The organism is Flavobacterium buctense (assembly GCF_014486695.1).
GTDB classification, from domain to species: Bacteria; Bacteroidota; Bacteroidia; order Flavobacteriales; family Flavobacteriaceae; genus Flavobacterium; species Flavobacterium buctense.
On record NZ_JACTAB010000008.1, the window covers coordinates 43,495 to 60,011 of the forward strand.

Annotated in this window: 11 protein-coding genes; 5 read left to right on the top strand and 6 right to left on the bottom strand. The window is 38.0% G+C overall.

Going from position 1 to position 16,517, the window contains the following annotated elements; all coding sequences use genetic code 11:
• Positions 1-6: 6 nt before the first annotated feature.
• Complete coding sequence (locus ICG50_RS11470; RefSeq protein WP_187661040.1) at positions 7-1,446, top strand: SusD/RagB family nutrient-binding outer membrane lipoprotein; 1,440 nt, start codon at positions 7-9, stop codon at positions 1,444-1,446.
• A 68-nt stretch (positions 1,447-1,514) separates the two neighbouring features.
• Entirely contained in the window at positions 1,515-2,249 is a 735-nt protein-coding gene (rlmB, locus tag ICG50_RS11475) for a 23S rRNA (guanosine(2251)-2'-O)-methyltransferase RlmB (protein WP_187661041.1), read from the top strand.
• A 144-nt stretch (positions 2,250-2,393) separates the two neighbouring features.
• Here rlmB and ICG50_RS11480 read toward each other — a convergent pair whose 3' ends face one another.
• Entirely contained in the window at positions 2,394-3,158 is a 765-nt protein-coding gene (locus ICG50_RS11480) for a rhomboid family intramembrane serine protease (protein ID WP_187661042.1), read from the bottom strand.
• 206 nt (positions 3,159-3,364) lie between these two features.
• Here ICG50_RS11480 and ICG50_RS11485 point away from each other — a divergent pair, with 206 nt between their 5' ends.
• A complete protein-coding gene (locus ICG50_RS11485; protein WP_187661043.1) occupies positions 3,365-4,642 on the top strand; it encodes a replication-associated recombination protein A in 1,278 nt (425 codons plus the stop codon).
• A gap of 41 nt (positions 4,643-4,683) precedes the next feature.
• On the opposite strand, the gene ICG50_RS11490 is transcribed toward ICG50_RS11485, so the two are convergent.
• The 3 genes from ICG50_RS11490 to radC are packed head-to-tail and all read right to left on the bottom strand — an operon-like array spanning position 4,684 to position 6,827.
• Complete coding sequence (locus ICG50_RS11490) at positions 4,684-5,451, bottom strand: hypothetical protein (RefSeq protein WP_187661044.1); 768 nt, start codon at positions 5,449-5,451, stop codon at positions 4,684-4,686.
• A 1-nt stretch (position 5,452) separates the two neighbouring features.
• The gene (locus ICG50_RS11495; protein ID WP_187661045.1) at positions 5,453-6,136 is read right to left on the bottom strand and encodes a YjjG family noncanonical pyrimidine nucleotidase; all 684 of its coding nucleotides are present in this window, start codon (positions 6,134-6,136) and stop codon (positions 5,453-5,455) included.
• A 1-nt stretch (position 6,137) separates the two neighbouring features.
• Entirely contained in the window at positions 6,138-6,827 is a 690-nt protein-coding gene (gene radC, locus ICG50_RS11500) for a RadC family protein (RefSeq protein ID WP_187661046.1), read from the bottom strand.
• Between the two features lie 51 nt (positions 6,828-6,878).
• Between radC and ICG50_RS11505 the strand changes: the two genes are divergently transcribed.
• Positions 6,879-7,493 carry a DUF1287 domain-containing protein gene (locus ICG50_RS11505; protein ID WP_187661047.1) on the top strand — a complete coding sequence of 205 codons (615 nt, stop codon included), beginning with the start codon at positions 6,879-6,881 and terminating at the stop codon, positions 7,491-7,493.
• A gap of 8 nt (positions 7,494-7,501) precedes the next feature.
• Here the strand turns inward: ICG50_RS11505 and ICG50_RS11510 are convergent, their stop codons facing one another.
• Both ICG50_RS11510 and ICG50_RS11515 read right to left on the bottom strand, forming a co-directional pair.
• Positions 7,502-8,857: a UDP-N-acetylmuramate--L-alanine ligase gene (locus tag ICG50_RS11510; RefSeq protein ID WP_187661048.1), complete on the bottom strand. Its 1,356-nt coding sequence runs from the start codon at positions 8,855-8,857 to the stop codon at positions 7,502-7,504.
• Positions 8,858-8,859: 2 nt separating this feature from the next.
• A complete protein-coding gene (locus ICG50_RS11515) occupies positions 8,860-9,561 on the bottom strand; it encodes a tetratricopeptide repeat protein (protein WP_246448745.1) in 702 nt (233 codons plus the stop codon).
• A gap of 450 nt (positions 9,562-10,011) precedes the next feature.
• Between ICG50_RS11515 and ICG50_RS11520 the strand changes: the two genes are divergently transcribed.
• Entirely contained in the window at positions 10,012-16,425 is a 6,414-nt protein-coding gene (locus ICG50_RS11520; RefSeq protein WP_187661049.1) for a PKD-like domain-containing protein, read from the top strand.
• Positions 16,426-16,517: the final 92 nt, after the last annotated feature.

The following is a 16,517-nucleotide window of genomic DNA, read 5'->3' on the forward strand; positions in this document are numbered from 1 at the left end:
AAAGATATGAAAAAATATTTGTTTTTATTTACATCTGTTCTACTGATAAGTTGTGCCGATGATGATAAATATGAGGATATCAACAGAGATCCTAACAATCCAACAGAAGTATCAGCCGACGCTTTATTTACTTCTGCCACAAAAAGTTTGTTCGATCAAATGGAAAGCACCAATGTGAATACTAATGTATTCCGTTTATTCGCTCAATATTGGACAGAAACCACTTATGTTGACGAAAGTAATTATGATCTTGTAACGAGAAACATCGCTGCCAATCATTGGACTGAAATGTATACCAATGTATTGTATGACTTAAAAGATGCTAAATCGTTAGTTGAAAGTGACAACAAAAAAGCAATGATTGAAGTATTGGAAGTCTACACTTGGCAACAATTAGTGGATACCTATGGTGATATTCCATACTCAGCAGCTTTACTTGGAGCTGAAGACCCAACTCCTGCTTATGATGATGACGCAGTTATCTACGCTGATTTGTTAGTTAGAATTGATGCTGCCATTAATATGTTTGATGCCAGTGGAGATGCCGGATTCACTTCTGCAGATGTTGTTTATGGCGGTAATGTAGCCCAATGGGAAAAGTTTGCCAATGCCTTAAAATTGAAAATTGCTATGAGAATGGCTGATGTAAACAACACTGCAGCTCAACAAGCGGCTCAACAAGCTGTAACTGCAGGTGTATTTACTTCAAATTCTGATAATGCAATCATTCAATACGAAGGCTCTACTCCTAACACTAATCCATTGTGGGTTGACCTAGTGCAAAGTGGTAGAAGTGATTTCGTGGCTGCAAACACAGTGGTTGATTACATGAATACGCTATCTGACCCTAGAAGACCTATATTCTTTGATGACAATGTTTCAGGATATATTGGAGGTCCTTACGGAGAAAATAATTCTTTCTCACAATACTCTCACATTGGTGATGTTATGCACGACCCAACTTTCAGAGGTGTGTTATTGGATTTCGCTGAAGTAGAATTCTTGTTAGCAGAAGCTGCTGAAAGAGGATACTCTGTTGGTGGAACTGCTGAATCTCACTATAACACTGCAATCAATGCCTCAATGGCAGATTGGGGTGTATCAGGTGTAGATGCAGCAAGTTATCTAGCTAACCCTAGCGTTGCTTACGCAACTGCTTCAGGAACTTGGAGACAAAAAATAGGTCTTCAATTCTGGTTAGCCATGTACAATAGAGGATTTGAAGGATGGTGTGTTTACAGAAAATATGATGCTCCTGTTATGAATACAGCAGCCATTTCATTATTACCTGTACCAAAAAGATACACTTATCCTTTAAGAGAGCAAACGCTTAACGGTACAAACTTTGCCGCTGCCGCTGCTGCCATTGGAGGAGACGAATTAGAAACTCCAATTTTCTGGGATGTCAATAACGGAGGTGGCGCAGGAAGAATCGGAAGAAGATAATTCCAAACCAAGTCAAAACGAATTTAAACCACCAGTTTTCACTGGTGGTTTTTTTATATCTTTGCGCCATGGAAAAAGAAAACCAAATCTTCGGCATCAGAGCCATTATAGAAGCCGTCAATGCCGGAAAAGAAATCGACAAAGTATTTATACAAAGCGATGCCCAAAGCGAATTAATGCAAGAATTGATGAAAGCCATGAAAAAGCACAGCATCAATTTCTCCTACGTTCCCGTTGAAAAATTAAACCGATTAACACCCAACAACCACCAAGGAGCCGTTGCCACCATCGCTCCTATTACCTTCGTGAAATTGGAAACTTTAGTAGACACCGTTGTTGAAAGTGGCAAAATGCCTTTATTTTTAATTCTGGACCAATTAAGCGATGCCCGTAACTTCGGTGCCATCATCAGAACAGCCGAATGTACCGGTGTTGACGGAATTATCGTCCAAAAAACAGGTTCAGCTCCCGTTAATGGCGATACCGTAAAAACCTCTGCCGGAGCCGTTTTCAACGTACCGATTTGTAAAGTAGACCACATCAAAGACGCCATATTTTACTTGCAAGGCAGCGGCATCAAAACCGTAGCGGCCACTGAAAAAACCGAAGATAGTATTTACAGCATCGACCTAAACCAACCCATAGCCATCATCATGGGAAGCGAAGACCGAGGCATCAACCCGTCAGTGTTAAAAATCGTCGACGAGAAAGCCAAGTTACCGATGTTCGGTACTATCGGTTCATTGAACGTTTCCGTAGCTTGTGGAGCGTTTTTATATGAAACCGTTCGCCAACGTCAATAAATAATTTGTCAGAATGAGCTTGTTGAAATCAGGAGCGACCCGAGCGAAGCGAATTGGCGAAGCAATGGCTCGGGATTTATCAGTTAACCTTATTCCCGCTTTTCGTTAAACTTCGTGCCACTACAATCGGGACTAATTAGCCATCTATTCGACCGATTTGTTATCGGCTTTCGCTTCTTTAAAGTGATAAATATAATGAACTCCGGTGGCCGGAATTTCTTCCTCAATTTCTTCAGGTTTTGGGGTATTGACAAAATTCCCGTTTTCATCAAAATGCTTCATAAACATATCGCTTTCGGGATTGAATTCGGGTTTCTCCCATTCGTATTGAATGTCTTTTTTATAATCCGGCGTTTTATAAATAACCGCGAAAGCAAAACCGGTGATTAGTCCGGCCAAATGTCCTTCCCAAGAAATGGTCTTGTCCACATCCGGAAAAACATACCAAACCATTCCGCCGTAAAACATCACAACCGTTAAAGACAAAGCCATTAATCGGTAGTATTGTGTCATCATGCCTTTGAAGAAAATAAAGGAAACCAACACATAAATCAATCCGCTCGCACCAATGTGAAAAGAGCTTCTCCCAATAACCCAAGTTATGATTCCGGAAAGCAAAATCCCATAACACAAAACCTTCAGCGAAATATCGCGATAAAAATAAATGAGCGCTGTAGTTAACACAAACAACGGAATCGAATTATTGGCAATGTGATTCAAATCGCCATGCAAAAACGGACTAAAAAGCACACCTTGCAAACCCGAAAATGTTCTCGGTAAAATCCCATGCGAAGTCAAATCAACATTGAAACTGTTCTCAAAAAAGAAAATTGCCCAAATTAAAATCAGCAGAAAGCTCGGAATAATCCAAACCGATGGTGTAAACTTAAAATGGTGGTAATCGTTCATGGTTTTATTTTAACTATTGACTCTTGTCAAAAACACAGCCAAATTAAAAGTAATGCTAATTTGTCAGTTAGGAAAATTTAAAAGAAGCCTTTAGTTTGAATTTAGCCCCGATTGAAGTGACACGAAGTATAACGGAAAGCGGGAACACGGTTTAAAAAATGCCTGAACGATTGGCTCCAAAAACTTTTAAATCGTATTTTTACCACATGGAAGCACCACTTGCCGAACGCATCAGACCGCAACGTTTAGAAGATTACATTAGCCAATTGCATTTGGTTGGCGACAATGGTTCGTTGACCCAACAAATTGCGCGTGGTGTGATTCCATCGATGATTTTTTGGGGTTCGCCGGGAACTGGGAAAACAACTTTGGCCCAAATCATAGCCAAGCAAAGCAATCGCCCGTTTTATGAATTGAGCGCCATCAACAGTGGTGTAAAAGACATCCGCGACGTGATAGAGAAGGCCAAAACCAGCGGCGGCTTATTCACGGCCAAAAACCCGATTTTGTTTATCGATGAGATTCACCGTTTCAGCAAATCGCAACAAGATTCTTTATTGGCTGCAGTGGAAAAAGGTTGGGTCACATTAATCGGAGCCACAACTGAAAATCCGAGTTTTGAAGTCATTCCCGCTTTGTTGTCACGTTGTCAGGTGTATGTTTTAAATCCGTTTTCAAAAGAAGATTTGTTGGCTTTATTGCAGCGCGCGATAAAAGAAGATAAAATCATTTCGGCCAAAAAAATAAAATTAAAGGAAACCGAAGCCTTGTTGCGACTTTCGGGTGGCGATGGAAGGAAACTATTAAATATTTTTGAACTCGTGGTAAACGCCAGCCCTGAAGGTCAAATTACGATTACCAACGACAAAGTTTTAGAATTGGTACAGCAAAACACAGTACTGTACGACAAAACCGGCGAGCAACATTATGATATTGTTTCGGCTTTTATCAAATCGATTCGCGGCAGTGATCCGAATGGTGCGGTATATTGGTTAGCCCGAATGATTGAAGGTGGCGAAGATGTAAAATTCATCGCCCGACGCATGTTGATTCTGTCAAGCGAAGATATTGGCAATGCGAATCCTACGGCTTTTATCATGGCAAATAATACGTTCCAAGCGGTTTCAACCATCGGTTACCCTGAAAGTAGGATTTTATTAAGTCAGTGTGCCATTTATTTGGCCACATCTCCTAAAAGCAATGCGAGTTATATGGCTATTGGCGAAGCCCAAGCTTTGGTCAAACAAACCGGTGATTTATCAGTGCCGATTCATTTGCGCAATGCACCAACAAAACTGATGAAAGAATTGGGCTATGGCGAAGAATACCAATATTCGCATAATTACGCCAATAATTTTTCGGAACAAGAATACTTACCGGATGAAATCAGGAATACGGATTTATACAAACCCGGAAATAATGCGCGTGAAAATGAAATGCGTACTTTCTTGAAGAATCGTTGGAAGGATAAATATGGGTATTAGTGGATAGTTTTCAGTCGCAGTCGCAAGTTTTCAGTTTAAAACTAAAACTTCACTTCTACGCTTTCTGAAACCAATTTATCGTTTTGATAATATTCAAAAAACCAACCGTTGTCTTTGGCAAAGAAAACCCCATTTTGTTCTCCTTTTATAGCGATATAATAGTTTTTTACAGAAGTATTGTAAATTTTATAAACCACTTTAGGTAATGTGTTAACCAATTGAAATCCGTTGGCAATAGGTTGCGCATACAATGGTCCTGAAACCAAAACTTGGGTTGGTTCAGTAGCCGGAATAGCCGTTTCTGAGGCTATTTTTACTTCTGAGGCTAATTTAACTTCAGCCGTTTCTTCGATTTTTCCTAAGTTTTTTAGTGAAGGTTGGCTTCCGTTGTAGTGATAATTTAAAGTTTCAAAAGACTTTGCCGCATCTCTCAAAGCCAAATTATAAGCGGAAGAATATAGTTTTTCACGACTGGAACCAACTTCGGTTTGGTAAACCACATTGCCTTTGCAATCTTTTAATAAAACCCTCAGTTTGGTTACCATTAAGCCACTTTCATTGACTAAATCGGCGGTTAAAAAATCACAGCGATTGCCAACATTTCCATGGGCAAAATCTTCATCGTTGAAGTAGGCTTTGAAACCATATTTTTGCAGCAGTAATTTCACGGAAGTGTTCAATCCATACTTGTCTTCTGTCTTAAAAAAGTCGAATTTCTTTGGAACAATTACGTATTGATAATCGTTAATACTTTGCGAAAAAGAGGTTAATGATAGCAAGAAGATCAAAGACAATACTATTTTTTTCATTTTACAATATATTTTTTAATTCTACCAGACGATTGATGGTTAGTACATCGGGAATGTTATGATGGCCTTTTTCATCAAATAAAATAGCCTGCATTCCGAAATCAATAGCACCTCTGACATCTGCATCGATACAATCGCCAATCATGATAGCGTTTTCCTTATCGGTTTTAGCCAAAGATAGGGCAAATTCAAATATATTTCGGTGTGGTTTTTTGACGCCGGCCATTTCTGAATTGGTTATCGTTTTAAAATAGTTGCCTAACCCTGAATTGTGGATTTTTTTAGATTGAACCTCAGCGAAACCATTGGTAATAATATGCAAATTATATTTTGGAGATAAATACTCCAACACTTCAATAGCACCGTCAAACAGCTGATTATTATCCGGTAAAAAGGCAATATAATCATGGGCTATTTTGTCAATTGCTTCGTCGGAAATGCTGTAGTTCATTTTGTCAAATGATTGTTTTAACCGTTGGTAACGCAATTCTTCATGGGTGATTTTATCAACTTGGTACAACTTCCAGCATGCCTGGTTTATGGGTGCGTAGATTTCGATAAATTCTTCGGTATTAATCATCGGATGATGCACTTTGAAAATTTTGTCAAAAGCTAAAACTGAGTTTCGGTCAAAATCCCAAAGTGTGTGATCTAGGTCAAAAAAAATATCGGTGATGTTTTTCATTTTAAAAAATGCCTTCGTCCTGAAAGCTCAAATAGCCGGTTTCTGTGATGATAATATGGTCGAGCACTTTGACATCCAATTGCTCTCCGGCAAATTTAAGTTTTTTAGTGATATCACGGTCGGCATCACTGGCCAATAGTTTACCCGAAGGATGATTATGGGACAAAATAATCGCAGTTGCGTTGTGTTCTAAAGCCAATTTGAAAATTAAACGAACATCGACCACGGTTCCGGTAATTCCGCCTTTGGACAATTGCGATTTGTAAATGACTTTGTTAGAATTATTTAAGTATAAAACCCAAAATTCTTCGTGTAACAATTCCCCGATTATGGGTTGCATGATTTCAAAAACCGCTTTGCTGGAAGTGATTTTCTGTAACTCAACGGTTTCTTCTAACCTTCGTCTCCGACCTAATTCTAAGGCAGCGGCAATGGAAACAGCCTTTGCCTCGCCTATTCCTTTGAATTCCATTAACTGTTTCAGAGATAATTTTCCCAAAGCATTCAAATTGTTATTCACACTTGACAAGATTCTTTTGCTCAAAGATACCGCGCTTTCCTTCCGGCTACCGGAACCAATTAAAATGGCTACCAATTCGGCATCACTTAAAACTGCTTTGCCTTTTAGCATAAGTTTTTCGCGAGGCTTATCGTCTTCAGCCCAATTCTTTATGGAGAAATTTTGTTCCAATACAAATACTAAATGGAAAGATTTATCGTTACTTATTGAAACCCTAAAATTATGAAAACTTTTTATTTTTCGCTAATTTTACTTACATTTTTGACTTGTGGTCAAAAAAACAATGATAGCAACAGTGGTGTCGCAGAAGCAAAGCCCAATTCATTTGAGGAGAAATTAGCGGCAGCGGCCATTTCAATTGTTGACCCGACTATCGTTTACACACCAAATTATGTGTCTATAAAATACCCTAACGGCGATGTTCCTGCCAAAACGGGTGTTTGTACTGATGTTGTGATTAGAGCTTATCGAAAATTGGGAATTGATTTGCAAAAAGAAGTGCATGAAGATATGAAAGCTAACTTTTCTATATACCCAACCAAATGGGGCTTAAAGAAAACCGACACCAACATTGACCATAGAAGAGTGCCGAACCTGGAAACTTTCTTTAGTCGAAAAGGCCAAAAATTATCCGTTAGCCAAAATCCTGACGATTATAAAACCGGTGAAATGGTCACTTGGATGATTAGTGGAAAACTACCACACATTGGCATCATAACTAATAAAAAATCTCCGGACGGAAATCCGATGATTGTGCATAATGTTGGTGGCGGACAAGTTCTAGAAGATTGCTTGTTTAGCTATGAGATTGTTGGGCATTATAAATATGAAAAGTAAATTTAGGATTAATTAATCAACCCTTTTACCTCATCAAAATTCAATCCGCCATAATTACCTGAACTCATTAACAGCAAAGCTGAATTATTTAAATCATAGGAAAACAAAAAGTTCTTGAATTCTGCCGGATTGGTATAAATAATCAAATCATCGCGTTTGAACGATTGCGCAATTTGGTCGTAAGTGACTTCTTCCAATTGTTTGATTTTAACAGCATCGGGTGAATAGAAAACTACAGCAATATCGGCTGCGTCTAATGCGCCTTCATATTCTTTTAGGAACTCGGCGTTTAAACTGCTGTAAGTGTGCAATTCCAAACACGCCACTAATTTTCTATCCGGATATTGTGCTTTAACCGCTTTAGTTGTTGCCGCTACTTTACTTGGCGAATGGGCAAAATCTTTGTAAGCTACTTTGCCTTTGCCTTCGGCTATTTTTTCCAAACGTTTTGACGCACCTTTGAAACTCGCAATAGCTTCATAGAAATCGGCTTCGTCAACGCCCATATTTTGGCAAATCCATTTGGCGCCGGCCAAATTATTGAGATTGTGTGCTCCAAAAACTTCGATTGGCATTGGCCCTTCGGGTGTATCGAGTAAAGTAGTTCCGTCTTTAACAGAATAACTTGGGGTTTTATAAGGCAATCTTCGGATGGTGTTGGTGCTTTCTTCGGCTACTTTTTTAACGGTTTCATCTTCTTCATTATAGACTAAAATTCCGCCTTTGGTAATTTGGTTGACAAAAATGGCAAACTGTTCTACGTAATTTTCAAACGTAGGAAATACATTAATATGATCCCATGCAATTCCGGAAAGCAAGGCTATATTGGGTTGGTATAAATGAAATTTTGGTCTTCTGTCGATAGGTGACGACAAATATTCATCGCCTTCTAACACTATAAAATCGTTATCGTGAGTTAGATGAACCATGGTATCAAAACCTTCTAATTGAGCGCCAACCATATAATCGACTTCGATATTGTGAAAATGCATTACGTGTAAAATCATCGATGTGATGGTCGTTTTCCCATGAGAACCACCAATGACTACTCGGGTTTTGTTTTTAGATTGCTCGTACAAAAACTCGGGATAGGAATAAATTTTAAGACCCAGTTCTTGTGCTTTCAACAATTCCGGATTATCAGCTTTGGCGTGCATTCCGAGAATAATCGCTTCGATATCTGCGGTGATTTTTTCAGGAAACCAACCCATTTCAATGGGCAACAATCCTTTTTTCTCTAATCTGGATTTGGAAGGTTCAAAAATGGCATCATCACTTCCGGTAACTTGGTATCCTTTATGGTGTAAGGCCAGGGCTAAATTGTGCATGGCTGCACCGCCAATGGCTATAAAATGTGTTCGCATTGTTAAGATTTATTTTTTTCTTGATAAGTTTCTAAAACTAACTTGGCTTTTTCAGGCTGATTCATTTTGTTCTTGTACAAATTCGCTAATTTTTGGTAAGAGGTTTTAGAGCCGCCAATAGCTATGGCTTGTTTATAATTTTTTTCAGCTTCTTTGTAACGCTCGAAATATTCGTCTATGCGACCTTTTGCCAAATAGCCGTCAACCGGTGAAATTTTGGATAATTCATTGGCATATTTTTGAGCTTTCTTTTCACTTCCACCGACAATTCCGGGCAATTCTAAATACAATTCTATCAACGCCCATCGTGCTTCAATGTGATTCGGGTTGAGTTGAATGGCTTTTTCAAAAGAAGCTTTAATTTCATCAATCATTCCTAACGCTTTGAATTTATTAGACTCTTTAGCTTTCATTCCAAGGCAACCTCCATATTTATAGTGGTAATTGGCTTCATTAGGTTTGAGTTTTCTCAATTTATCATAATAAGACATGGCTTTTGTCCAAGCTTTATTAGCGCCTTCAATATCTCCTAAATACTCGAGAGTTTTTAAATCACTAGGCTTGTCTTTTAAGACATTCTCTAAAATTGGTTTTGCTAAAGCATATTTACCTTGCAAAAATAACTTCTCTGCTTTTTCAAAATCGGATTGAGAAAAAATCATTAGTGGAAATAAAAAGATGATTTTGTAAATCAATTTCGTCAAATTAATTATGGTTTTATTGAATAACAAATATAGGTATTTTTAATATTGGTCTGATTTGAATTAACACTTTTGAAGAAAGTATAGCTTATTAAAAACCATTGCTTACCAACAATCGACAATCTGTTAGGCAAAACTATCCACTAACAGCAAAAATCAACGATAAAAAGCAACTGAAATACTATATAAAATACTGTTTTTAAACCACTTACAATCCGTTTTCCTTGTTATTTCCCCATAAAAAAGAACTCGAAAATGGTCAAAAACTGTAGTTTGTCGACTTTTAAGGTAGTATAACTAAAAAGATAACCATCTGAAAATGGGTACTTTAAATTTGTTATAATATTAACGGAGTTTAAAATTCATCGCCCTATGAAAAAAAACTACATGCAAACAGAGAATAGATTTTCACTAGAATTATTTTTTTCAAAAAAATATATCCTACTTCTAGTTATGCTTTTACTTGTAGGAAGCCAATCTACATCAGCTCAAACCGCTGGTCCAAACAATCCAAGTTCAGGTACATTTATAGCAGGTGCCAATATTGATTGGACAAATTCAGGAAACATTACTAATACTGCAGACGCTAATTATGCTTCAGCTACTTTAGGTGGTGCAGGAAATACCGATTATCTTTTAGGTAGTAATTATGGGTTTTCCATACCAACAGGCGCCATCATCAATGGAATAGTAGTGAACATCCGAAGAAGTACTAGTGCCATTAATGGTGGCAGAATTACCAGAGACAATGACGTTTACTTAGTAAAAGGAGGTGTAATTGTTGGTAACGATAAAGCAACTACAACGGCTTACACAACTTCATTAGCCGTGGCTACTTATGGTTCTGCAACTGACACATGGGGAACAACTTGGACTCCGGCTGAGATTAATGCGACCAATTTTGGAGCCGTACTTTCTATAAATGCAAACAATAGCTTGACTGCAACTGTAGATTATATAAGAATTACTGTTCATTACACTACGATTGGTTTTTCACCAGCTAGTGCCTGTACAAATTCTAATGCCTCGGTTGTGATTACAGGAAATTATATTGCTGCCACTTCTGCCGTAAGTTTTAATGGAGTGAGTGCTACTTTTATACAAAACAACAATTCGCAAGTAACCGCTACTTTACCAATTGGAGCTACAACGGGTACTATCGCATTAACAACACCTCAAGGAAGTGCAACAAGTGCTGCCAATTTTATTGTAAACCCATTACCAATTTTAACAGCTATCACTGGTAATACATCCGTATGTATTGGTTCGACTACAACTTTATCAAACACAACAGCCGGTGGAACTTGGTCTAGCGCTTCAACTTCAATTGCAACTATAAACGCTTCTAATGGTGTGGTAAGTGGAATTGCAGCCGGAACTTCTTTAATTACCTATACTTATACCGATGGAAATGGTTGTACTAACAGCGTGAATACAACAGTAACTGTTAATGCTTTACCGGTTGTATCAACACCAAGTAGTGTTTGTTTAGGAAATACAACGCAATTATCTCCAAACACAGGCGGAACTTGGATTAGTAACGACTTGAGTAAAGCCACAATTGATAATACAGGATTAGTAAATAGTGTTGCAGTCGGTAATGTAACTTTTACCTTCACTAATAATACAACTACTTGTAGCAGTACAACCACGACTCTTTCAGTATTGGCTTTGCCAACTGTAACTTCACATCCGCTTGCTACTCAAACGGTTTGTTCAGGAAGTGCTGTTAGTTTAAGTGTTGGAGCTTCAGGTGCAGGTTTGACTTTTCAATGGTATAATGGGATTAATCCGTTGTCAAATGGCGGTTCAATTTCAGGAGCTACAACGGCAACTTTGACCATAAACCCAATTAACTTGGGACAAGCAAGTACAGATTACTATTGTGTAGTAAGTGGAACTTGTACACCAAGCGTTTCTTCAAATAATGCGGAAATAATCGTTATCGAAAACGTAATAATAAGTACTCAACCAACAACTTCACAAACACTTTGTACTGGTGACACTGCAACATTTTCTGTGGTTGCAACCGGAGCCGGCTTGACCTACCAATGGTATAAAGGAGCAACAGCTTTAGTAGATAGTGCTATTATATTGGGAGCAACAACGGATACTTTAACTTTGAGTTCATTAGTGAGTGCTGATGCAGGAACAGATTATTATTGTCTGGTAAGCGGAACAAGTCCTTGTAGTGCTGTTTCATCTGCAAACGCTACTTTAAACATCAATCAAAGTGCTGCCATAGCTACCCAACCTCAATTGTCTCAAAATATTTGTGAAAGTGGTTCCGTAAATCTTTCAGTAACGGCTACCGGCGGAAGTTTATTATACCAATGGTTCAAAGGATCAAATTCATTAAACAATGGTGGCACTATTTCAGGTGCCAATAGTGCTTCCTTGACCATCAATCCTATTTCATTAAGTGATGCAGGAACAGATTACTATTGTGTAGTGAGTAACGGATGTTCAACAGGAGACACTTCGAACAATGCTGAAATCATTGTTAGTCCAAAAGCATTTATTCCGGCACAAACGTTAACCGTTTGTAATGGTGTTGCATTTACTTTAACTCCAATTGATGGTGTGCCAAATTCTGGGACAATTGTACCTGCAAATACAACTTATTCGTGGTCGGCACCGATTGTAACCGGAGGAATGTTAGGCGGACAGGCATCCATTGGTCAGCAAGCTTCTATAAACGGAACTTTAAGCAATCCAACAAACGTTAATCAAACAGCCACTTACACTGTAACTCCCAAATCCGGGACATCACCAAACTGTGACGGTGCTTCATTTACTGTTACAATAACTGTTAAACCAAGTGCTTCAATCCAAGATATTTCAACAGCTATCTGTACCGATGGAACAGTTACTATTACTCCAACTCATGCAGGTCTTAACATTGTGCCTACGGGAACTACTTACTCTTGGGGAAATCCAATTGTAACCGGTGGCATTACAGGGGCAACTTCCGAAAACGGATTAGCTTCATTTAGTCAAACTTTGAATAACCCAACTAATATAGCTCAAACTGCTACTTACACCATCACTCCTGAGACAGCTACTTGCATAGGAACACCTTTCGAGGTAATAGTGACGGTTAATCCAAAACCAGAAAGCGCTGTAAATCAATCCAATCAAACTGCTTGTTCTGATGTTTTATTTTCGCCTATTATTGTTTCTAATACTAATAGTCAAGCAGTGACTTACAGTTGGACAAGAGACAATACTATCAATGTATTCGGACCAACAAATGGAACTTCCGGGACAATAACTGTGGGAAACACATTTTCATTGTCACAAATTTTAACTAATAACACCACTTCGGCACAAACAGTTGTTTATACCTTCACGCCAACTTCCACAAACGGATGCATAGGCGAGCCTATAACCTCAACCGTTATATTAAATGTCCCTTCTGTAGGCGGTACTGCTTCGATTTCCTTACCTAATGTTACTCCTGTAGTAAGAACAACCACTGTTTGTCACTTTGGTTCGGGAATGGTTTATTTATCGGGTCATACCGGAAATATCGTGGGATGGCAATCCACTACTAATGGAGGAACTACGTGGACCACAATAGCCAATACCACTTCATCGCTAAGTTATAGTAATATTACTCAAACCACATTCTTCAGAGCAATCATTCAAAATGGTAATGCTTGTAATTTGGCTTATTCTTTCATTGCTTTAGTGGATGTAATTCCGAATATCAGACCTACTCCAGTAACAGCAACTCCTCAAACAATTTGTGTCGGCGGTTCGTCAGTATTATATTCTGAAAGCGGATTCGCTACGAGTTCCTATATAGCTGAAGGTGGTACTTTTAGTAATGCCAATCCTGACAATTGGTTGGTTGATGGTTGTGGAAATTGTTTAAATGCCGGAGGAAGTAATACTACTATTGGTCCATTTAGATTAAGTGCAACTAATGGCGGAACTTATTCAGGCATCAATTATACCTCGATTGGAAAGTTTGCCATTGCCAACGGAAATTTCAATTCGATAATGCAAACACCGATTTTCAATACTTATGGATTGACTACTGCCAATATCAGCTTTAATCATGCCTTTAATTTGCAAGCCGGAGCTTCAGTTTCTGTCGAATTATCATTAGACGGCGGAACAACCTATTCGATAGTTTTAGCATCTTTCACAGGTCCAAGTACCAGAAGTCCGTACAATGCTTTTCCAAATCAAACAATAGATTTAAGCAATTATATAGGTCAACCAAATTTAAGAGTTCGATTTGTTTACAATGGCACAACAAACAGTTCATGGGCTATTGATAATATTTTAATCCCTGAATCTCCTGCTAATTTAACTACACAATGGGTAGATTCTATTACAGGCCAAGTGATAAGCACAACGGCAACGGCAACTGTGACACCAACAGTTACAACCACTTATGCTGTTACTTCCTATTTAAATGGTTGTACAAGTTATGGCCCTGAAGGAACAACTTATATTACTGTAAATGTAAACCCGAGACCTACTGCTAACATTGGCCCGTCTCAAACCATTTGTCTAGGCAATCCGGCAACTTTTAGTGTAGCTTTAACAGGTTCAGCACCATGGAGTATTACGTATAGCAATGGTTCAACAACTACTACTGTTAATAATATTACTACTAATCCATATGTTTTTAATGTTAATGGACTAACTGCCAACAGAACTTTTACCATCACGGCTGTGAGTGACTCCAGATGTACAGCTACTCCTTCAGATATTTCAGGCTCGGCAGTAGTAACCGTTTTAAATGGCACACCTGGTTTATGGACCGGAGCAGTTAGTACAGATTGGTTTGATTGTAAAAATTGGGCTGGAGGAATGCCTTCGGCTACTATTAATGCTCAAATTCCGGCCGGTGCTGTTAGAATGCCGCTGATTGATCCTTCAACCTCCAGCTTTGCCGCTTTGTATAGTAATATTGCCAGAGCACAAGATGTTATCATAGCCAATGCAGCATCACTAACAATGGCTACCAACTCAGACTTATACGTGAGTAGAGATTGGAGAAACAGTGGAACGTTTACCCCGGGAATGGGAACCGTAACTTTCAACAGCGCAATAGCCAATCAAGTTCAAACCATCAATACCGGTATAAAAACAAATGAAACTTTTTATAATTTAACACTCAACAATTCAAATAGTGCCAGAGGAATTAATTTGGTTACTAATTTTGAATTGACTGTTGCCAATCATCTGTCATTACTAAGCGGTGATTTGCGTTTAACAGGTGAAGCGCAATTAATTCAAAATGGCGCTACTGCCAATCCTTCAAGCGGAATCGGAAAAATTTTAAAAGACCAACAAGGAACCCAAAGCAGTTACCATTACAATTATTGGTCATCACCTGTTACTACAAATGGTATTAACTATTCAATTGGCGGTGTTTTAAGAGATGGTTCTGATGTTGCGACAAATCCATTTAACCCAAGTGCATTAAACTTTGGAGCCGATGTTAATTTCGCTGATGGCGCCTTAACTTTTCCGGCCAATTTAAGTACCGGATGGATGTACAAATTTACAAGTGTAAGCACTGTATATGCAGGTTGGCAACATATTGGAAGTACAGGAACCGTAAATCCTGCGGAAGGTTTTACTATGAAAGGTGTAACCGGAACAGGTGTTGTAACTGCTGAACAAAATTATGTATTTGTAGGTAAACCAAACAACGGTACTATAGGTTTAAATATTAGTTTAAATCAGTCTTATCTAGTTGGAAACCCTTATCCATCAGCCTTAGATGCTGACGAATTTATCAAAGACAACATTAAAGATGGTGCAGGAAGAGCTGCGACAAATATTTTTAATGGCGCACTTTATTTTTGGGATCACTTTGGGGGACAAACTCATATTTTAGGACAGTATGTTGGTGGTTATGCCACATACACTTTGATGGGTGGTGTTGTTGCTTTATCGAATGATCCTTTGACTGCTAACAATGGAAGCAATGGAACAAAAACGCCTAAAAGATACATTCCTGTAGCGCAAGGATTCTTTATTGGAACAGGTCCAACCACAGATTTAACTACTAACAATCCCGGTTTGAGTACACCTATTACCGGTGGAACTATTACTTTCAAAAATAGTCAACGAGTTTTTAAAGTGGAATCCGCAGTAGATTCACAGTTTTTCAGAACTCAAAATGACTCTGATGCTGTAGACACTGTTAATGATGAAAGACAAAAAATCAGACTCTTGTTTGAATCTCCTAATCAATTATACCGACAAATCTTAGTAGGTGTTGATGAAAATTCGACCAACTCTTTTGATATTGGATATGATGCTCCGATGATTGATTTGAATACCGATGATTTATATTGGAATATCAGCAATTCAAAAAATACTATTCAAGCCGTTCCTCATTTTAATTCAGATCAAATTATTCCTTTGGGAATTAGAACTTCTGTTGAAGGATTAACAACCATAAAAATTGCCGGTTTAGAAAATATTTCAGAATCAACTAATATTTACATTCACGATAATGAAACCGGATTAGATCATAATATCAGAAATAGTGAATTTGCTATTTCACTCCCGATTGGAGAATATGATAACCGATTTTCATTGCGTTTCTCCGGGCAGACTTTAGGTGTAAATGACCCAATAAAAGTTAATCCTATTATTTATTTCACTAATGCCGATAGCAGTTTGAATATTAGAAACACTGATATAAATACTACTTTAAAATCGGTGACCTTATTTAATCTTTTAGGACAACAAATAGCAACCTATTCTATTGAAAACAGGAACCAACAAGATTTAAAAATACCTATATCTAATATTGCCAGCGGAACTTATATTGTTAAAATAACTTCTGATTTCGGAAGAACATTTAGTCAAAAAATCATTAAAAAATAATTTATAAACTAAAAAGTTTGCAAAAAAATAAAAGTGCCTTATAAAGTGTTTTTATTTTTTTGCAAATTATCAGCAAAATAACTCAAAATCAA